The sequence below is a fragment of the uncultured Faecalibaculum sp. genome (assembly GCF_910588395.1).
GTDB lineage: Bacteria > Bacillota_I > Bacilli_A > Erysipelotrichales > Erysipelotrichaceae > Faecalibaculum.
In genome coordinates this window covers 1-19,307 of the sequence record NZ_CAJUPA010000038.1, presented here as the reverse complement: position 1 = coordinate 19,307, position 19,307 = coordinate 1, and the positions used below count along the sequence as shown (strand labels likewise).

Here is a 19,307-nt window from a genome sequence, read left to right as displayed (position 1 = left end):
TTGGCTGTGGACCATATCTGAAGCCCAAAGCCTGATAATCATCCCAAGTGAGCAGCCATCCTGTCAAGGACAACCAGCTCCCTCAGCACTTATATATCATAACTCGTCCGCAAGAGCTTGTCAACGACTTTTTTGAACTTTTTATTCATTCAATTCGATGACTCAGTTGATAAGTTCAACTGACTTGCGGCTCACTTATAATACCACAGCCACAGGAGAATGCAATCACTTTTTTGTTCTTTTTTACATTTTTCTATTCCATCTTACCGGTAAATGCAAATCGAAGCAGTTCGTGCAACTCTCCCCTCTTTCTCCTGAAGCCTCCGATCATTCAATGGAGACCTCACACATTCCATACAGGCTCCCGCCAGTCATCTGCAGCCCACCACCCTTCCCATACTGCTACCTTCTCCCCTTTCAGGTGTCCGCCCTGTCCAGGGATGGCCGGGCCATCCCCATCGGCAGAGCAGACAAAAACCGGCAGCAGAGGCCACCGGCTGTAATCTCATAATGCTGTCTTTTCTGAGCTTTCTGTGCGGATCACAACCACGGTTTTGTCGTCATGACCCGGGAGAGCATCTGTCAGCTGGTCCAGTTCGTCCTGGGAGGCATTCAGCCACTGACGTACCTGATTCATGTCTGCAGTGAATTCACCGTTTTCCACATGGATCAGTGCATCGAAGATACCATCTGTGGCGATCAGGACCCGGCGGGGGTGTTCCACCTGATGGAACCGCCAGGCGGAGGCCATGACGATGGGTTCCACCATGGCATCCGTCTTGGGTTTGGTCACGATGATCCGGATGTCCCCGGCTGTGTCTTCGCAGATGATTCCGCCGTCCCCGGCCAGACCGGCATAGAGGCAGGATTCCGTGACGATGACTCCCAGCAACGTGGTCTGGCAGTCCATCCAGGAAATCTCCTGCTTCTGCAGATGCTCCAGAAGGCCGCCGGCTGCATTCTGAAAGGCATGAAACAGAGAAGCCGTTTCAGAGGGGGCACTCCGCAGAGCCGATACAAAGGCATCCGCGCAGAAAGCTGCTGCGATCTGGCTTCTGGACCAGTTTCCGCCGGAATCCAGCGACACGCCGTCACAGACCGCGGCAATGATCCGTTCCTCCTGAATATCAAAGGCAAACGCATCCTGGTTGGGAACAGAAAACAGCTGATGGGCGGTTCCCTGCATGGTTGTCTGACAGATGTTCATCCAGTCTCCTTTTGTGTCACTTGACGGGATACAGCTCGAAATACTTCTCCAGAACCGGAGGAACCACATCAGAGCCGCAGATGTTGGGTGCAACGTCCTTGGAGTTGACGGAGGAAAGCGGGGCGGAGCAGGCAAAGGAGACCTTCGGATCATCCACCGGTCCGTAACCCACCAGGTTGGCGGTGGTCCAGTCACCAACTTCCGCGGTGCCGGTTTTGGCAGCCATGGGCTGTTCCAGATTCTTGAGCTTTTCCCCGCAGTTGCCATCGGTGACACAGGCCCGCATGCCTTCCTGCACCACTTTGATGTTGTCTTCGGTGCCTTCGGGTACGGTGTTTTTCAGATTCTTCGTTTTCATGTCCACCACTTCTTCGCTGTTGACTTCCTGGGCATACTGGAAGAAGTGCGGCTCATACATCCTGCCGTCTTCGGCGATCACCGAGATGTACTGCATGAGCTGCACCGGGGTATACATGTCGAACTGCCCGATGGCAAAGTTCAGCAGCAGTCCCGGGTTGGATCCCACACCGACATAGCTGTCCACTTCTCCGGGTATGTCCAGCCCTGTGGCGTTGCCCAGTCCGAACATGGAATAATACTGACGCATTTTCACGAAGGTCTCCTGGTCATTGGGCAGACTCAGGGGCTGTCCGTTCACGTAGGAACCGCCGGCCAGACGGATGGCAATGTTGAACATGTAGACGTTGGAGGAAACGGACAGGGCTCTGCGGGCGTCCACAGCGCCGTAGTTGTTGAAGGAACCGAATTCTTCTCCTCCGATGTTCATCACTTCATCCATGATGGTTTCCTGGGGCTGCACCACGCCTTCTGTCAGACCCATGTATACCGTGGCCCCTTTGATGGAGGAGCCGGGGTTGACCAGCGAGGTGTAGTTGCCCGAGGCAAAATAGGTCAGTTTCCGGGTTTCCAGGTCCATCTGGTAGCCGGAGAGCGCCAGCAGACTGCCGTTTTCCGGTTCCATCATGCACATGAACAGGGAGGAGAAATTCTCCCGGCGTCTTGTGCCGGCGTTGGACTGGAGAGTGGATTTCACCACATCGTCCATGGTCTGCTGGAGTTCGATGTCGATGCTGATGACAATATCGTATCCCTTCTGGGCCTGCTGAATGACTTCGGTCTGAGCCAGTCCATTGGAGTTGTAGGTCACCAGAGAGATTTCTTCCCGGCCGGCCAGAAGATCATTGTACTGCAGTTCCAGACCGGATTTTCCCACCGGAGCGTTCAGCTGATAGCCTCTGGCGGTGTAGTATTCCAGTTTGTCCGCAGGGAGTCCTTCCGTGCTGCTGGAAACAGTGCCAATGACATCGGACAGAGTTTCTCCATAGGGATATTCCCGTTTCCAGCCGCCGAAGTCCACGTCAAATCCAGGGAATTCTGTTTTGTGTTCCACCAGATACGCCGCATCGGCGTCGCTGACATCTTCCAGAATCACCGATTCCTGCCCGGCGGCGATGTTGGAAGTCATGCGCTGATAGATCACGGCTTTGACCAGATCCTCGTCACTCATTTCGCTGATCTGCTCATCGCCGATTTTTTTCATCAGTGCAGCATACCGTTCGGACTCGGACATTTCTCCGGAATCCAGCAGTTCCCGCTGAGCGGCAGAAAGCAGGTTCCTGGCCTGATAGCGTTCATCTTCCGGATCCAGCCAGCCGGTCCAGGTCATGTATGCTTCCTGCTTGTCCCGGGTGGAAAACTGGTCCGGGTCCACGTCGAAGACATGAACGATCCGGTCTGCGTAGAATTCATAGTCGTCATAGGACATTCCCTGAGGAGACGTGTAGACAAAATTGTGGGATACCACCGTTTTGGCCAGCACCTTTCCATTCCGGTCGTAGATCTGACCTCTGGGAGGAGAATTGTATTGTCTGACAGATGTGTAATCGTCTTTTTTCTCTGTATACGCCCGGTTCTCTATGACCTGCAGCCAGATCAGTCTGGCGAGCAGCACCGCAAAGAGTCCCAGAATGATCAGGGACAGGGCCAGGATGCGCTTCGATACAGTTTTCTGGTTTTTTGCCGTTCGCTTTTTCGCCATTGGCTCCCTCCTTTCCGGTGTACGTCACAGATGCCGGCAGGGCTGCTGCCGGGATCCCGGTATTTCCGGACTTGTGTAATTATATCAGTCACAGAGGGTGCCGGGTTATTTTTTCGCCGGCGGAATCCAGGAACTGCCATTCTGTCTCATTTCCCGACAGTGTCAGCCGTCTGTGACAGAAACCGATTTCTGCCTGCCGGGGCTGCCGGGAGTTGCGCAGGCGGGTGGATTGCGCCACAATGAAGACATGAAACGAACAGAAACCAGAAGCGTGAAAGTCGGTGACCTGGTCATCGGCGGCAACAATGACGTCATCATTCAGTCCATGTGCTCTCACCCCACCAAACAGGTGGAAGAAGTCGTGGACCAGATCCTGCAGCTGGAGGCCCAGGGCTGCCAGCTCATCCGGGTTTCCTGCATGGACATGGAAGATGCCCGGGCCATCGCCCGGATCCGGGAACAGATCCATATTCCTCTGGTGGCAGACATCCACTTTGACTACCGGCTGGCGCTGGCGGCGATTGAAAACGGCGCCGACAAGATCCGGCTGAACCCGGGCAACATCGGCAGTGAGGAAAATGTCCGGGCTGTGGTGGCTGCCTGCAAAAAGCACGGCGTTCCGATCCGGATCGGCATCAATTCCGGCTCCCTGGAAAAGGACATTCACGACAAGTATGGCCGGCCCACTGCCCAGGGTATGGTGGAAAGTGCCATGCGGCACGTCCGGATCCTGGAAAAGTGCGGCTTTTACGATACAGTGCTCTCCTTCAAAAGCAGCGATCCGCTGCTTTGCATCGAGGCTTACCGGCTGGCCAGTGAAACCTTTGACTATCCTCTGCATCTTGGCGTGACGGAAGCGGGAACGGAGCTCACCAGCGCCATCAAATCCAGTCTCGCTCTGGGAACGCTGCTGCTGGAGGGAATCGGGAACACGATCCGGATTTCCGTAAACGGAGACGCACAGAAGGAAATTCCCATTGTCCGGGAACTGCTGAAAGACTGCGGTCTGCTGCACAACGTGCCCAACCTCATTGCCTGTCCTTCCTGTGGCCGCACGCAGTGGAATATGGAGCCGGTGGTGAACGAAATCGAGGCGTACCTGCAGGGGGTGAACAAGGAAATGACCGTGGCTATCATGGGCTGTGCCGTCAACGGACCCGGTGAAGCCCGGCATGCGGACATCGCCATTGCCGGAGGCAAAGACGAAGGACTGCTGATCAAAAAAGGAAAAATCATCGAGAAGATCCCGGTGGCAGCCATGGCCGACCGACTCAAGGCGGAAATTGATGCCTTCAAACCGGCAACGGCAACTGAAGTCAGTCACTGACACCCTGGCGGTTTCACAGACCGCGGCGCATCTTTCTCCCAACAGGAAAAAGGCACCGGATTCCCGGTACCGGATCAGATCCGGCTCCGGGTTTCCGGTGCCTTTTCATCTGCAGATTTCACAAGTCCGGATTCCGCAGGAAACAAAGCATGCATCCTCTGCCGGTCAGACAGCGGTTTCTTCCTTCTCTGTCTGATCCTCCTGCGCCAGCATTCGGGCAGCAGCCTGCAAAGCCGCCTCCGCAGGCTCCATCCGCAGTAGTGCGATTTCTTCCTTGTAAGGCGGTCTGTCATCAATCCAGGGCGTTTCCAGGATCTTGGTCACATGCGCCAGTTTTGGATGATGCACGATTCCATACAGGATTTCAAACCCGATGTACCCCTTTCCCAGGTTCTCGTGACGGTCCTTTGCGGCACCCCGGGCATTCTTCGAGTCATTCACGTGGATCACCTTCAGGGTGTCCAGACCGAGAACCCGGTCAAACTCCTCCAGCACCGCATCGAAATCGCTCAGATCATAGCCCGCATCGTGGATGTGACACGTATCCAGACAGACGCCGATCCGCTCCGGAAACCGGACCCCGTCACGGATTGCCTTCAGTTCTTCAAAACTCCGGCCGATCTCCGTTCCTTTGCCCGCCATGGTCTCCAGAGCGATCACCACATCCGAATCATCCTCTTCCAGGATCTGATTCAGCCGGTCCGTGATCCAGGTGATCCCGGTTTCCGTCCCGGCTTTCACATGACTGCCCGGATGCAGCACCAGAGTGGAAGCGCCGATCGCCGCCGTGCGCCTGAGCTCCTCCCGGAGAAACTCTGCGCCGAAATCCGCTGTCTCCGGTTTCATGGCATTGGCCAGATTGATGATGTACGGGGCATGAACAATCACCCGCCTGCGGTCGATCCCGGCCTTATCCATCAGCGCCAGGGCTTCCGGGATCCGGAATTTCTCCACATCCACCCGTCTGGAGTTCTGCGGTGGTCCGGTATAGATCATGAAGGCATTGGATCCATATCCGATGGATTCCTGCACGGCGCTCAGCAGGTAACCGGGCGCCTTCATGGATACATGAGAACCCAGCCAGATCATCGGCTGCCCTGGCGTTTGGCCTTCTGTTTTTCCTTCGCCCGTTCCTTCTTCTGCCGGCGGATATCCTCCTGAATGATCTGCCGTTTGCGCTTCCTGCGCAGCTGCTCGATCTGCTGCTTCTGTTTCTTCTTGTAGTTCGGCTTGACCTTCGTCTTTTTGCCGGATTTCACAATTTTGGAAATCTCCGCCTGCAGCGGGTCGGTTCCTTTCCGCGGGCGCCTCTCCAGAGGCTTCAGATCCACCCACTGACCGCGGCGCACATCCTTGTGCTGCCACTGGATGCCTTTGTTCTTCAGAGAATCCACCGCCTGCCGGTCCTTGTCCTGATAAATCGAAATGGCGATTCCATCCCGTCCGGCACGCCCTGTGCGGCCAATCCGGTGAAAGAAGAACTTCAGATCCTTCGGGAATCCCAGGGAAATGACATGAGAAATGCCCTCCAGGTCAATCCCCCGGCTGGCAATGTCGCTGGCCACGATATAGGACTTCTTCTGAGACTGGATCTGCCGGATCGCCTGTGCCCGGGCCCGGCTTTCCATATCCGAATGCAGCTCCACCAGGTCATAGCCCTCGGCTCGCATCCGGGCAGCCACCTGAGCGGCTTCCTCCGTGGTGTTGGCGAAAATCAGCGCAATGTACGGATTGATCGCCGGCAGGATCTGCAGCAGCTTGTCCTCGTAGCTGAGATGCCTGGCCGGCACGAGGTAATTCGTCACATTGCTCTGGAACTCCTCATTGGTATCAATGGTGATGATCTCCGGATTGTGCAGATACTTTTTCAGAAACGGCTGCAGATTCTCCGGAATCGTCGCGGAATACACCATGACCTGGGTTTCCTCTCCCATCTTCGACAGGATCTGATCCACATCCTCCAGAAAGCCGAACTCCATCGTCATGTCCGCCTCGTCAATGATCATCACCTTCGCGGTATCCAGACGCAGCGTCCTGTCATCCAGAAACAGGTCCTTCATCCGCCCCGGCGTTCCAATCACCAGATGCGGCCGGCGGGTTCCCACCTTGTGCCGGTCCATGCCGCCGGTCACCAGCTTCACCCGGATCCCGAAATGAGCCGCCAGGTTCTTCGCACGTTCATACAGCTGATACGCCAGTTCCCTGGTCGGCACCGAAATCACCGCCTGCACTTCGTCCTTCTCCGGATCGATGCGCTCGAACAGCGGCATGAAAAAGGCATGGGATTTTCCGGATCCTGTACTGGAAATGCCCACCAGATCCCGATTGGGATCTTTGCGGTTCACCACCGCTTCCTGAATGGGTGTGAGCTTTTTGAAGCCCTCTATCTTCATGATTTCCTCTATGCGGGACATTGAAATCAACTCCTTTGTATCCGACTGGATTATCTCAGACTTCCCGGCGGTATTCAAACCAGCACCTTTTTCGCCGATGGCAGAGCAGGCTCTGCCTGACAGGGCATGGATGCAGGAGGAAACCGGGCCGTGATACAATGAACCGGATGAAACGGAGGAACAGACATGAAGGTGCAGTCCATTGCCCGCGTCAAAGTGCAGGGAGCCTGCGGCGGGGTTCGCAAAGCCATTGACACGGCCCTGAAAGTCCGCCGGGAAAATCCGGATATCCCGGTGACGGTTCTGGGCGAGCTGGTCCACAACCGGCATGTGATGGAGGAACTGACAGCGGCGGGAATCCGGACGGTGGAAGGAAACGGGCACACCCGGCTGGAGCTGCTGGATCAGGTGGATCAGGGCATCGTGATTTTCACAGCCCATGGCGTCAGTGATGCAGTGCGCGCAAAGGCTGCAGACAAAGGGCTGATCACGGTGGATGCCAGCTGTCCCTTTGTTCTGTCCACCCAGAAGATTGTCCGTCAGAAGCTGGAAGAAGGATATGCGGTTTTCTACATCGGCAAGCAGGGACATCCGGAAGCGGAAGCGGTGTACACCAGTTCGGATCAGGTGTATCTGATCACCGGAGAACAGGCCATTCCTGCCGGAATCACCCGCCCGGTGTTTGTGACCAACCAGACAACGATGTCGGTGCTGGACATTCAGGATCTTTTTGAAGCCATCCGCCAGCAGTACCCGCAGGCGGAATTTCACGACGAAATCTGCAGTGCCACCAGACTGCGGCAGGAAGCCGTTCTGGAGCTTGCGGACACAGATGTGCTGATCGTGATTGGCGATCCCCTCTCCAACAACACGAGACAGCTGGAGGCTGTGGGGCGCAAAGCCGGGATCCCGCTGGTGATCCGAACCGAATCCGCAACTGATCTGGACGTGGATCGAATCCCTGCCCGCGCCAGAGTGGCCGTGACATCCGGAGCCAGCACCCCGGGGCATCTGGTGGATGAGGTGATCCGGAAACTGGAAACCGCATAGCATGGACAGAGACTTTCAAAAACGAAAAGGCATTCGCCTGAAACCGTACAGATGCGGTTCCCAGGCGAATGCCTTTTTTTGCTGACCGGATTCAGTCAGGATCCGGCGATGCGGCTTGGGCTCCTGTGTCAGGCAGCTGTCTGCGCCGGTTCAGATCCTGCAGGAATTCCGGTGTCCGGGTCCAGTAGCGGATCCCCCAGTTTTCCAGACTCCACTCCTCCATAAAGTCATTGCACTCATAATCCACATAATACAGGCGATTCTGATGCCAGATGAAATTCGTGGGAAACCAGTCCAGATTCAGACCGGCATTTCGGGCCTGACAGGACAGTCGCCGGATCTGTTCTGTACAAACCGGCGGCAGCTGACCGGCAGCTACCAGATCATAGACCGTCGGTCCCGGAATGTATTCCTTCAGAATCCGCTCTCTTTGCATATCCACATCCAGCATGACCGGGATTGCAATGCCGGCTTCTTTCAGCCGATGGAAGTCCCGCAGTTCCGCTTCGATTTTATTTCCGAAAGTGTAGTATGTGCAGGGCTCGTGGTGGATCTGCTTGATGACATACTCTTTTCCATCCCGGCTTACCAGCCAGGAATAGCCGCCTTTTCCGTGTCCCAGCAGTCTGAGTACGTTGAATTCCGTATCGTGTACCTTCAGGACGCCTGGTGTCTCCATCATTGTCCCGCCGCTTTCTCCAGCAGTTCCAGCTGCCGGCGGATACCGGGTTTTACAGGTGAAGGGACCCGCTCCAGCAGCTGATGCAGCCGGGTACGTTCTGCATCCAGATACATGGACCAGGTTTCATCCTGCAGGGGACTGACCCCGAACAGCCGCTCTTCCGGCTTCAGTCCGGAATCTGTGCTCCCTGGCCGCACATCCATCACCGGATAGAACCGCTCCCGGTCCTGGACAAACTGTTCCTGACAGATGATCCAGCCATGCTCCTCCAGCCACTGCCGCAGCAGCGAGGCTTTGGTATGAGGAGACAGCAGGAGTCTGGTGGCGGGACCCAGTTTCCCGCTTCCCGCTGTCAGGATCTCCACAATCGTTTCAGCACCCATGCCCGCTATGACAATCTGATCGCAGAACTCCGGCAGAGCCGCAAGTCCGTCAGACAAAAGAGGGATGACAGACTCTGTCACCCCTTCTTTTGCGATTGTCGCCCGGGCTCTGTTCAGCGGACCCTCGGCAATGTCACAGGCATAGACCTTCCGGGCTCTGCCGGTTTTCACCGCAGCTGCCGCCAGCAGTGCATGATCGCAGCCTACATCCGCCAGGATGGGCCCTGTTACATGGGAGAGCAGAACCGCCAGGCGCGGGTTCATGATTTGACGAAGTCCTTCAGCCGCTTGCTGCGGTTGGGGTGTTTCAGCTTGCGCAGAGCCTTGGCCTCGATCTGCCGGATCCGTTCCCTTGTCACATTGAACTCCCGGCCCACTTCTTCCAGCGTCCGGGTGCGGCCATCATACAGACCGAACCGGAGACGGAGAACCTTCTCCTCCCGTTCCGTCAGACCCTGCAGAACCGCATTGATCTCGTCCTTGAGCAGCTGGTTGTTGGTGTAGTCATCCGGAGACAGGGTTTCCTTGTCCTCAATGAAATCACCCAGATGGGAATCATCCTCTTCGCCGATCGGCGTCTCCAGGGAAACCGGATCCAGGGCGATTTTCTGAATGTCCCGGACTTTTTCCGCACTGATGCCTTCCATCTTCTCGGCGATTTCCTCCGGCAGAGGATCCCGGCCCAGGTCCTGGACCAGCTGCCGCTGAATGCGGGTCAGCTTGTTGATGGTTTCCACCATGTGCACAGGGATCCGGATCGTCCGGGCCTGGTCGGCAATGGCCCGGGTGATGGACTGACGGATCCACCAGGTGGCATAGGTGGAGAACTTGAATCCCTTGGTGTAGTCAAATTTTTCCACTGCCTTGATCAGACCGCAGTTGCCTTCCTGGATCAGATCCAGGAACAGCATGCCGCGTCCCACGTACTTCTTCGCAATGGAGACCACCAGACGCAGGTTGGAGCTGATCAGCAGCTGCTTGGCCTGCTCGCCTTCTGCGGAAATCCGGTTCAGTTCCCGTTTTTCCTCATCACTCAGATCGGGCTGGCTTTCCAGCTTTGCCCGGGCATCTTCTCCATCCTGAATGGCCTTGGCGATCACCGGCTCCTGTTTCGGGTTCAGCAGAGGAATCTGCCCGATTTCCTTCAGATACATTTTCACCGGATCATTGATTTTGGTGTGACTGGCATTGGCAAATGTCTGCTCCAGCTGGCTGATTTCATCCTCCACGGAGTTTTCGTCATCTTCATCCTCGTCCAGATCGTCTGAATCATCGGAATCGTAATCCTCATCATCGTTGTCCATCACAAAATTGATGCCATTGTCTTCGCACCAGTTGAAAAGCTGGTCCGTGGCTTCGTCATCCAGGTGCAGATTGGAGATGGATTCCATGAATTCATTCTGCGAAATGTCCTGATTGGCATCCCGCATGGCTTCCAGATACAGTTTTGCATCCTCCACACTGGCAAATTTTCTGTTTTTTAAAGCGTTTTGTTTCGCTGGCATGACTAACCTTCCTTTCGGGTCCGCACCTGGTGCCGGGCAATGACAAGGGCCATTTTCTCCTGCGCCAGTCTGCTCTTTTCCTCCAGGTCGTCTGTTTCCTGGATGCGTTTGTTGACTGATTCGATTTCACCTGCCAGGACATGGTCCTTGACTGCACACAGACTGTCTTCAAAAAATGCCTGCGCCTCTTCCGGCAGCTGGCGGGCCATCAGATCCGCCAGAAGCCCCTGGGCTTCCTCCTCCTCGATCACATCAAACAGAGACTGAGGATCCAGCTCCTCACTGGAACGATAGGCATCATAGACGTACAGAGACAGGGCATGACAGGCGGGATCATCGAAGAATCCCACTTCTTCCCGGTAGCGCATGGCGGCAGCCCGGCTTGTGAGCATCATCTGCAGCACAGCCTCCTCCGCCCGTTTCCGTCCTTCCCTGACAGCCGGAAGCATGGGTCTGGCGGATTTTCGCCGTGTGGTCTGCCGGGTTTCCTGCCGGGTTTCAGACTGTGCCCTGACGGAAAAATCAAATCCGGTTTTGTTTTTCAGTTTCTGGAAAAACCCCGGCTGCTCAAAATCCTTCAGCAGCTTCCAGGCTGCCTGGGAGACTTCTTCTCCGTAGCGGAGTCTTTCCTCGTAATTCTCCAGATTCCCTGTTTCCTCCAGGTAGTCCATGAGAAATTCGGGATAGGAGATGGTGTGGTCCACGACCTGACGCAGGACAGCCGCCCCTTTCTCCAGATAAATCTCGTCCGGGTCCTTCAGACCCCGGGCGGCAACCATCGCAAAGGGGATCCCGGCCGCCATCGCCCGGCGTCCGAACTGATACGCGGCTTTCCGGCCGGCCTGATCGCTGTCGTAAAACACATGGACCGGGACCTGGAGCTGACGCAGCAGTTCCAGCTGGGTATCCGTGCAGGCTGTGCCCAGATTCGCCACCGCTTCCCGGATGCCGGCTTTGGCCAGACCAATCACATCCATGGCCCCTTCAGCCAGAATGACCCGTCCAGCTTTCCGGGCGGCGGGCTTGGCACGGTGGTAGTTGAAGACCAGATCGCCTTTGACATACAGCGGCGTGGCCGGTGTATTGACGTATTTGGGAATTTCAGAGTTTTTCTGCAGTGTCCGGGCTGTGTACCCCACCGGATGACCAGCCCGGTCGTGAATGGGTATCAGCAGCCGGTCGGCAAAGACCGGCCGGCCGGTTTCCGGCTGCTGCAGCCCTGTTTTCACCAGCATCTCCCTGTCCCAGCCTTTTCCCTGGAAGAAACGTACCTGCCGTTCCTGACCGGGCGCCCAGCCGATTTCGAATGTCTGCAGCAGTTCTTCGGAGATCTTCCGCTTGCGGCAGTAGTTCCGGGCCTCTTCCCCCTCCTGACTGTCCAGAAAATACCGGGCATATTCCGTGAAGGACTGCAGGCAGTTCCAGGCTTTCTGATTCGGACTGACTGCCGTTGTCCGGGGCAGTTTCAGATCGATCCCGGCCATGGCGGCAGCCCGGGTCACTGCTTCCGGGAAGGTGATCTGCTCGATTTTCTGCAGAAAGGTGAAGACATTACCCCCTGCACCGCAGACGAAACACTTGAAAATCTGCTTGTCCGGACTCACGGACATGGATGGATCGTGGTCGTCGTGGAAGGGGCAGACGCCTTTGAATTCCTTCCCTTTCTTCTCCAGACTGACGTACTGGGAAATGACATCCACGATATCCGTGCGGGCCCGGACTTCATTGATGGTATTCTCGGAAAAAACCGGCACTTCAGTTCAGATTATTCAAACCGGCAGCGCTCGCCGATCCAGGAAGCCAGCTGTGTAACGGGCACCCGCACCTGTTCCATGGAATCCCGTTCCCGGATCGTGACACAGCCGTCTTTTTCGGTATCGAAGTCCACCGTTACGCAGAAAGGTGTGCCAATGGCATCCTGACGGCGGTACCGCTTGCCGATGGACTGGGCCTCGTCATATGTAACGGGGAATTCCCGGCACAGACCCTCGAAAATCTCGTTGGCCTGGGCAGAAAGCTTCTTGGAAAGCGGCAGAACCGCGGCTTTGTAGGGAGCCAGACACGGCTTGAGCCGGAGCACCAGACGGGTATCCGTATCCGAGATCTTCTCGTCTTCCAGTGCCTGGGACATCACAGCCAGAATCAGCCGTTCCACACCCACGGAGGGCTCGATGACATAGGGAAGGTATTTCTCGTTTGTCTCCGGATCAAAATACTCCAGGCTCTGCTTCGAATGCTCCTGGTGGGCTTTCAAGTCAAAATCCGTGCGGTCGGCAATTCCCCAGAGTTCACCCCAGCCAATGGGATCTCCAAAGAAAAACTCAATGTCGCTGGTTCCGTTGGAATAATGGGCCAGTTCTTCCGGATCATGGGCCCGCAGACGCAGCCTGTCCTGGCTCAGTCCCAGATCCTCCAGGAATTTCACGCAGGTCCTGCAGTAATAGTCAAACCATTCCAGGTCAGTGCCGGGCTTGCAGAAGAATTCCAGCTCCATCTGCTCGAATTCCCGGGTGCGGAAAATGAAGTTGCCCGGCGTGATTTCATTCCGGAATGACTTGCCGATCTGTCCGATTCCAAAGGGCAGCTTCTTACGCATGGCGCGCTGGACATTGCGGAAGTTCACAAAAATGCCCTGGGCAGTTTCCGGACGCAGATAGATTTCGTTTTTCGCATCTTCCGTCACACCCTGGAACGTCTTGAACATCAGGTTGAACTGACGGATCGGGGTGAAATCCCTGGCACCGCAGCCCGGGCAGGCGATTTCATGTTCCCGGATGTAGGTTTCCATCTGTTCATTGGACCATCCGGCCGGGTTTACCTCGCCGCCGGTCACCTCTTCGATCAGATTGTCAGCCCGGTACCGGGTCTTGCATTTGCGGCAGTCCATGAGGGGATCGGAAAAACCGCCTACATGCCCGCTGGCCACCCAGACATTCGGATTCATGAGGATTGCGGACTGAAGGCCCACATTTTCCTTCTGTTCAGTGATGAACCTCTTCCACCAGGCATTCTTGATGTTGTTCTTGAGCTCGATTCCCAGCGGGGCAAAATCCCATGTGTTGGCCAGGCCGCCGTAAATCTCGCTTCCCTGGAAAACAAAGCCGTAGTTTTTCATGTGAGACACGACTTCGTTGAAGTTTTTTTGGCTCATATATTCTCCTCTTTCTTTATATCCCTGCCGTTGTTCTGTGCAAAGCGCAAGGATAGACATAGATTATTGTAGCACAAAAAGCAACGGTCTCCTGCTGGAGACCGTCAGTTGTTACCGGTATTTTTCGGATTTTCCCTGGCTGATTCTGTCTGCGCCGAATCATCTGGTTCCGGATACATGGAGACCACCAGGTCCAGAAACCGCACGCTGTTCAGCGGACTGTGGCCATAGCGGGAATACCAGGCCAGCAGCAGGCGGACATCCGCCAGCGTGAAACCGGTCAGATCCAGGCGGTTTTCCAGACCCGGAGGGACTTTGACGGCCTGCCGCATGCGCCGCAGCCGCTCAGGTTTCCACACAGGGCGCCCTCTGGCATGCCGCCGGCAGAGAAAACCGGCGCTTTCCAGATCCATCGAACAGATCTGACTCTGACTGCCGCAGATGGCGCATCCGTCCACCTGCGGGGCAATGCCCTCCGCCTGCAGAATCAGTGCTGCCGTTACTGCAGCCCGTCCCAGCCAGTCCGGATTCTTCTGCCGGCAGCTGAACCAGAGAGCCTCCAGCCTGGCATACAGACCTGCAGGCATGCCGCTGCGGATCACCGCTTCATTCACCGCCAGACAGACCGCCTGCATCCGCAGGTCCTCGCTGATCACGCCGCAGTCTTCCAGCAGGGTTCCATGGATCAGTCTGTGCATGCCTTCTCCCTGCTGCTCTGTTTCAATCTGCACTCTGGTGAAGGGCAGACAGATCCGGCGGTTTCTGGAGGTTTCCTTCTGGATGCCCCGGGCCAGAATCCGGATAACACCTTCCGGCGTAGCCAGGGCCACCAGCCCATCCCGTTCCCGGTACGGCGTGCATTCCAGCACCAGTCCCTCCAGCTGTTTCCGGCTCACCGGTCAGCGGCCTCCTGCTGCCGCAGGCAGTTACTCATTCTGCAGATCGACACCGAATTCCTTGATTTTGGCTTCCTTGTTCCGCCAGTTCGGTTCCACCCGCACATACAGCTCCAGATCCACAGGACGGTTCAGCTTGTTCTTGATCTCTGTCTGGGCAGCCAGGCGGATGGACCGGATCATGTCCCCGCCCTTGCCGATCAGGATGCCTTTCTGAGAATTGCGGTCCACGATGATGACAAAGTTCAGCAGCAGCTTTCTGCCCCGTTCCTCGCTTTTTTCCAGGACAACCGCGACGGAATGCGGAATTTCTTCGTGGGTGCGCCACAGAATCTTTTCCCGGACAATTTCGCAAAGCTGAAACGCCAGGTCATGATCGGAAATCATTTCCTCCGGATACAGCGCGGGGCCTTCCGGCAGGTACGTTTCAAAGACCTTTTTCAGCTCCGTCAGATTCTCTCCCGCTTTGGCGGATACCGGCACAATATCGCTGAAATCGAATTTCTCCTGCCAGTCCAGCAGTTTGCGCAGCAGCTTTTCCTTGGGAACCAGATCCACCTTGTTCACCAGCAGAATCACAGGTTTGTGCAGATCCCTGATCCGTTCCAGGACAAATTCATCCCCGGGACCGAAGTTCTGCGTCACATCAATGATCCAGGCCACCACGTCTGCGTCTTCCATGGCGTTGTAGGCGTTTTTGTTCAGCACCCGTCCCAGCTGCTGCTGCGGTTTGTGAATGCCCGGCGTATCCAGGAACACAAACTGTGCATCCGGTTCCGTTAAAATGCCCGCGATGTTGTTGCGGGTGGTATTTGGCTTGTCGGAGCTGATGGCGATCTTGGTTTGAAGCAGCGCGTTGAGCAGCGTGGATTTGCCGGCATTGGGCCGTCCGACGATGGCAATGAAGCCTGATTTATGAGTCATGAGAAAACCTCCAGAATTTTGGGCAGAAAGATGGCGCAGCCGGTCACGGCTGCGAACAGACACAGAACCGAAACCCCGGCCGCTGCCATGTCCTTGATCAGCGCAGCCCGCGGATCCCGTTTCAGGGAAATGTAATCGATGGTTTTTTCCAGACAGGAATTGAAAATCTCGCCGCTGACCACCAGAGCCACAGCCAGCAGGATCCAGAGCCACTCGGCAGCCGTGCATTTCAGCTTCCAGGCCACCAGACAGGCAGTCAGGCCCAGGCCAAGCTGCAGCCGTATGCTTCTGTCCCGGAATACCCCCCGTGCGAAACCTCGGCCAGCGTACTTAAACCTGTTTTTCAGCCAGTCCATTCAGAATCTCCCGCTGCAGGCCGAACATGACAGTTTCATCTTCCGGTGTCATGTGGTCGTATCCCAGCAGGTGCAGCAGACCATGGCAGAACAGAAAGGCAGCTTCCCGCTTCTGGCTGTGACCATATTCAGCCGCCTGGTCCTGGACAGCCTGAATGCTGATGAAAATGTCTCCCAGTTCCAGTGGCTCCCCGGGAATGCGGAACGCATCCGGTTCATCCTGCAGAGCGAAGCTGATCACATCCGTCGGCCGGTCCACCTGACGATACTCCCGGTTGACTGCATGGATCTGCTCCGGGGTCATGGCCACAACACCCAGCTGGAAATCGTCCTCCAGATTCAGATGTCTGGCTGTTTTGCTTGCAATTTCTTCATATAAAGGGATGTAAGAGTCCAGAAAACCGGTTCCGGTCTGGTCAGTGTAGATAATCTCCATGTCCCCATTATAGGCGTCCGGATGTGACAGAGGCAAACTGTAAGTCTGCAGTCTCGGCTCAACGTCAACAGGAGCGGCTTTTCACCGCTCCTGATTCAGACGATTCAGCTGATGGCTTCGAAGGATACCTTTTCCGTATCCTGACGCTTTTCCCGGATCATGGGAGAATATTCGATTTCGATCTTCCGGTCTTCCTGGACTGAAGGATCGTTGACCAGCATCTTGGTCAGCAGACGCATGGCAATGGCTCCCATGTCGTACTCCGGCAGAATGTAGGAGTTGATTGGTGGACGGACCATGGCGAGATACTTGGAATCCAGAATGGAAATCACTTCGTAGTCTTCCATGGACCTGCAGCCTGCCTCGTTGGCGGCATTGCGGACGGCAATCGCCTGGGAATCCCGGAAGGTGATCACCAGTTTGCTGGGTTTTTTGTCCTTGTAGTAATCCGTCAGGAAGTTGTAGGAGCTCTTGTAGGAATCATCATAGCCGATGTATCCCGTGAACTCCTTTCCATGTTCTTCAAAGGCCTTTTCGATGCCCCGGCGCAGCTGGTTCATCATGCTGAGGTTGAGCTTGTCTTCCACCAGCGTGATGTCTTCGATGCCCCGGTCAAAACTCTCATTGACCAGATCATACGCCAGTTTCTCAAAGTTCACATACACATTGCCGACCTTGCCTTCCGGTTCCCGGTCCAGCTTGGCACCGACAATCACCATGGGAATCTGGTACTCCTTGAGCACCTCCATCTCCTCGTCATTGAAGTTGTCATTGAACAGGATCACTCCATCCACACGTGACTTGATGATGGATTCAATGACATCCTGCATGCGGGAAATGCCCTTGGATGTTGTATGGAACATGATGTTGTAATTGTAGATTTTCGCCACATCCATCAGTCCGTTCAGAATCTTGGAGTTGTAGGCAAAAAGATTCTCGCTCATGACAATGGAAATGGTCGTGGTTTTGGAAAGAGCCAGCCCCTGGGCAATTGCATTGGGCTTGTAGCCGAGTTTCTCAATGGCTTCCTGCACCCTCTGTCTTGTATCTTCCCGGACCACATTGCTGTCATTGATGACCCGGCTGACTGTTGCCAGGGAAACATCCGCTTCCTTGGCTACGTCGTAAATCGTAATTCGTTTCATGCGTACCTTCTATTTCTCATCCGGCTGATCCGTCACGGCAGGACGCTGTTCTCCGCGCACAGCCGGCAGGTCCCTGTCTTCGGGAACTGCAGGGGGTTCATCCGCAGCAGGTGCTTTGGAAGCTGAGGCATCAGCCGGTTTGCTGAAGAAACTGCGGATGCCGTTGAAAATCGCTGTGTTCAGCTTGTCCATGGCTTCTTCCGCGGAATCCACCGCTCCCTTCAGATTCTCGTTCTGCCTCAGGGAATCCAGTTTGCTGTCCACATCTGTAACCACCTTGCTGATCGCGGGGTTTTTCATCAGCTGATCCGCGCCGTATTTGACGCCATCCGCAATCATGGATCCGGTTCCCACAACAAAATCCCGTCCGGCTTCCACCGTCTTTTTAAACTGTTCGGATCTGGCCAGAGCAATCACGCTGTCCCGGGTTTCCATGAGCACTTTCGCAATATCCTGACGTCCCTTCTCCAGACGCTCCTTCACCACTTCCGGATCTCCGTTTTCCCTGATCCACCGGCGCATGTCTTCGAAGATTTTCTTCAGTGCCTCTTCGGCATCATTGACGGCATCATCATTGGCGGCATTGTCCGCTTCCCGGAATGTCTGGAGTTCGTTCAGGGATTCCTTTTCCATTTCATCCACCTGTTCCAGCTCATCTTTCTGTGTTTCGGTTTCCTCCGGTGTTTCCGGTTTCCGGTCTTCCGGACGTTCGTTGGGTTTATCTGTCATATTCACTCCTCCATAGCTTCTTCGGCACTCGCCGCTGCAGCTGCCACGGCTTCATCGGTTTTCACGCGGATCTCCTCCACGGCATCCTGCGTTTCCTCTTTGGATCTGGAGAACCATTCCTTCACATGTTCCATGCCTTCCTGCGCGGATTTTGCTGCGGAGGAAGCCATCTGCTTCATGGCTGCGTGGACTTCATCCACGGTTTTGGACAGGTCATCCAGTGTCTGCAACGGTCCGTCAAGTTTCTCGATCTCATTCTGGGCGGTCAGAAGGGTCAGGGACAGATCCTTCAGCGTTTCGATCAGAGTCTTCAGAAACAGGACCAGGTAGACCAGTACGGCTACACCTGCCACAGGCAGCAGCCAGGAAGCGAACTGTGAAACAGCCTGCATCAGTTGGTCCAGACTCATTGATATCACCTCAGAGCGATTATAGCATGATTCTTCTGTCTCCCCTTACCGGTTTGAAACAATTTTCATAATTCTCACAGAGCTTACAAACTGTCTGATTCTGATGTGAATTCCGCCGGAACAGACCACCGGCTTAAAAAAGGAGCCCGCATGCCGGCGAGGCTCCCTTCAGGTTCTATGCCTGTTCGATGCGGCGTTCCAGATCCCGCCTGATTTCTTCCAGTTTTTCGTCTGCTCTGATCTGACCTTTTCTGACCAGCTTTGTCACCAGCACAATCAGAGCAATCACTGCCGCAGCGGACAGCCCGGCTGCCACAGCGAGCATGCCGATCTGACGAAGATCCTCTTCCCGGTTTCGCGCCACATACTCTTCATGGCTGCCTTTCAGCGGCATCATTCTGTCATCCAGCTGGTCCGCCGCTTCCCGCAATGCCCGGCTGGCAGCCTGCAGCTTCAAGTCGGATACCAGATTTCTGCGTTCATTGTTCAGTTCGCTCAACATATCTGCACCTCGTTTCTCTCTGTCATTTTACCGCCATTTGCCGCCGGAAACCCGCCGGATACCACTGCCCTCCGGTACAGCCGGCTGCATGAAAAACCGGCGCTCTAAACTTTGGTGAGGTTCCGACTCTCACATCCTGTACACTTGGATGA

General features: G+C 55.5%; 20 protein-coding genes. 3 read left to right on the top strand and 17 right to left on the bottom strand.

Annotated features, from left to right (window positions below):
• Positions 1–505: 505 nt before the first annotated feature.
• Both QZ305_RS09835 and QZ305_RS09830 read right to left on the bottom strand, forming a co-directional pair.
• The gene (locus QZ305_RS09835; RefSeq protein ID WP_294731650.1) at positions 506–1,207 is read right to left on the bottom strand and encodes a protein phosphatase 2C domain-containing protein; all 702 of its coding nucleotides are present in this window, start codon (positions 1,205–1,207) and stop codon (positions 506–508) included.
• A gap of 16 nt (positions 1,208–1,223) precedes the next feature.
• A complete protein-coding gene (locus tag QZ305_RS09830; protein WP_294731648.1) occupies positions 1,224–3,266 on the bottom strand; it encodes a penicillin-binding protein 2 in 2,043 nt (680 codons plus the stop codon).
• A gap of 247 nt (positions 3,267–3,513) precedes the next feature.
• Here QZ305_RS09830 and ispG point away from each other — a divergent pair, with 247 nt between their 5' ends.
• Positions 3,514–4,593 carry a flavodoxin-dependent (E)-4-hydroxy-3-methylbut-2-enyl-diphosphate synthase gene (gene ispG, locus QZ305_RS09825; RefSeq protein ID WP_294731646.1) on the top strand — a complete coding sequence of 360 codons (1,080 nt, stop codon included), beginning with the start codon at positions 3,514–3,516 and terminating at the stop codon, positions 4,591–4,593.
• Positions 4,594–4,758: 165 nt separating this feature from the next.
• On the opposite strand, the gene QZ305_RS09820 is transcribed toward ispG, so the two are convergent.
• The gene (locus QZ305_RS09820; RefSeq protein WP_294731645.1) at positions 4,759–5,682 is read right to left on the bottom strand and encodes a deoxyribonuclease IV; all 924 of its coding nucleotides are present in this window, start codon (positions 5,680–5,682) and stop codon (positions 4,759–4,761) included.
• Positions 5,679–7,007: a DEAD/DEAH box helicase gene (locus QZ305_RS09815; RefSeq protein ID WP_294731643.1), complete on the bottom strand. Its 1,329-nt coding sequence runs from the start codon at positions 7,005–7,007 to the stop codon at positions 5,679–5,681. Before QZ305_RS09815 ends, QZ305_RS09820 begins: the two co-directional genes overlap by 4 nt.
• Between QZ305_RS09815 and QZ305_RS09810 the strand changes: the two genes are divergently transcribed.
• Positions 6,997–7,140 (top strand): hypothetical protein, encoded by a 144-nt coding sequence (locus QZ305_RS09810; RefSeq protein ID WP_294731642.1) that lies wholly within the window; start codon positions 6,997–6,999, stop codon positions 7,138–7,140. The genes QZ305_RS09815 and QZ305_RS09810 overlap by 11 nt on opposite strands.
• A 32-nt stretch (positions 7,141–7,172) precedes the next feature.
• Positions 7,173–8,036 carry a 4-hydroxy-3-methylbut-2-enyl diphosphate reductase gene (gene ispH, locus QZ305_RS09805; RefSeq protein WP_294731641.1) on the top strand — a complete coding sequence of 288 codons (864 nt, stop codon included), beginning with the start codon at positions 7,173–7,175 and terminating at the stop codon, positions 8,034–8,036.
• 91 nt (positions 8,037–8,127) lie between these two features.
• Here ispH and QZ305_RS09800 read toward each other — a convergent pair whose 3' ends face one another.
• The 13 genes from QZ305_RS09800 to QZ305_RS09740 form a co-directional block, all read right to left on the bottom strand.
• Complete coding sequence (locus tag QZ305_RS09800) at positions 8,128–8,718, bottom strand: hypothetical protein (RefSeq protein WP_294731640.1); 591 nt, start codon at positions 8,716–8,718, stop codon at positions 8,128–8,130.
• On the bottom strand, positions 8,715–9,365 hold the full coding sequence (locus QZ305_RS09795) for a class I SAM-dependent methyltransferase (protein ID WP_294731639.1): 651 nt from the start codon (positions 9,363–9,365) through the stop codon (positions 8,715–8,717). The genes QZ305_RS09800 and QZ305_RS09795 overlap by 4 nt, the downstream gene beginning before the upstream one ends.
• Positions 9,362–10,405: an RNA polymerase sigma factor RpoD gene (rpoD, locus tag QZ305_RS09790; protein ID WP_294731652.1), complete on the bottom strand. Its 1,044-nt coding sequence runs from the start codon at positions 10,403–10,405 to the stop codon at positions 9,362–9,364. Before rpoD ends, QZ305_RS09795 begins: the two co-directional genes overlap by 4 nt.
• A gap of 203 nt (positions 10,406–10,608) precedes the next feature.
• Positions 10,609–12,360, bottom strand: a complete 1,752-nt coding sequence (gene dnaG / locus QZ305_RS09785) for a DNA primase (protein WP_294731638.1) — start codon at positions 12,358–12,360, stop codon at positions 10,609–10,611.
• Between the two features lie 11 nt (positions 12,361–12,371).
• Complete coding sequence (locus QZ305_RS09780) at positions 12,372–13,757, bottom strand: glycine--tRNA ligase (protein WP_294731637.1); 1,386 nt, start codon at positions 13,755–13,757, stop codon at positions 12,372–12,374.
• A gap of 104 nt (positions 13,758–13,861) precedes the next feature.
• On the bottom strand, positions 13,862–14,653 hold the full coding sequence (gene recO, locus QZ305_RS09775; RefSeq protein WP_294731635.1) for a DNA repair protein RecO: 792 nt from the start codon (positions 14,651–14,653) through the stop codon (positions 13,862–13,864).
• Positions 14,654–14,683: 30 nt separating this feature from the next.
• On the bottom strand, positions 14,684–15,577 hold the full coding sequence (gene era, locus QZ305_RS09770; RefSeq protein ID WP_294731633.1) for a GTPase Era: 894 nt from the start codon (positions 15,575–15,577) through the stop codon (positions 14,684–14,686).
• Positions 15,574–15,933 carry a diacylglycerol kinase family protein gene (locus QZ305_RS09765; protein WP_294731632.1) on the bottom strand — a complete coding sequence of 120 codons (360 nt, stop codon included), beginning with the start codon at positions 15,931–15,933 and terminating at the stop codon, positions 15,574–15,576. Before QZ305_RS09765 ends, era begins: the two co-directional genes overlap by 4 nt.
• Entirely contained in the window at positions 15,908–16,369 is a 462-nt protein-coding gene (ybeY, locus tag QZ305_RS09760; protein ID WP_294731630.1) for an rRNA maturation RNase YbeY, read from the bottom strand. The genes QZ305_RS09765 and ybeY overlap by 26 nt, the downstream gene beginning before the upstream one ends.
• Before the next feature lie 104 nt (positions 16,370–16,473).
• Positions 16,474–17,514 (bottom strand): LacI family DNA-binding transcriptional regulator, encoded by a 1,041-nt coding sequence (locus QZ305_RS09755; protein ID WP_294731628.1) that lies wholly within the window; start codon positions 17,512–17,514, stop codon positions 16,474–16,476.
• A gap of 9 nt (positions 17,515–17,523) precedes the next feature.
• On the bottom strand, positions 17,524–18,243 hold the full coding sequence (locus QZ305_RS09750; protein WP_294731626.1) for a hypothetical protein: 720 nt from the start codon (positions 18,241–18,243) through the stop codon (positions 17,524–17,526).
• 2 nt (positions 18,244–18,245) lie between these two features.
• Positions 18,246–18,653: a histidine kinase gene (locus QZ305_RS09745; RefSeq protein ID WP_294731625.1), complete on the bottom strand. Its 408-nt coding sequence runs from the start codon at positions 18,651–18,653 to the stop codon at positions 18,246–18,248.
• A 175-nt stretch (positions 18,654–18,828) separates the two neighbouring features.
• Positions 18,829–19,155 carry a hypothetical protein gene (locus QZ305_RS09740; RefSeq protein WP_294731624.1) on the bottom strand — a complete coding sequence of 109 codons (327 nt, stop codon included), beginning with the start codon at positions 19,153–19,155 and terminating at the stop codon, positions 18,829–18,831.
• Between the last annotated feature and the right edge of the window lie 152 nt (positions 19,156–19,307).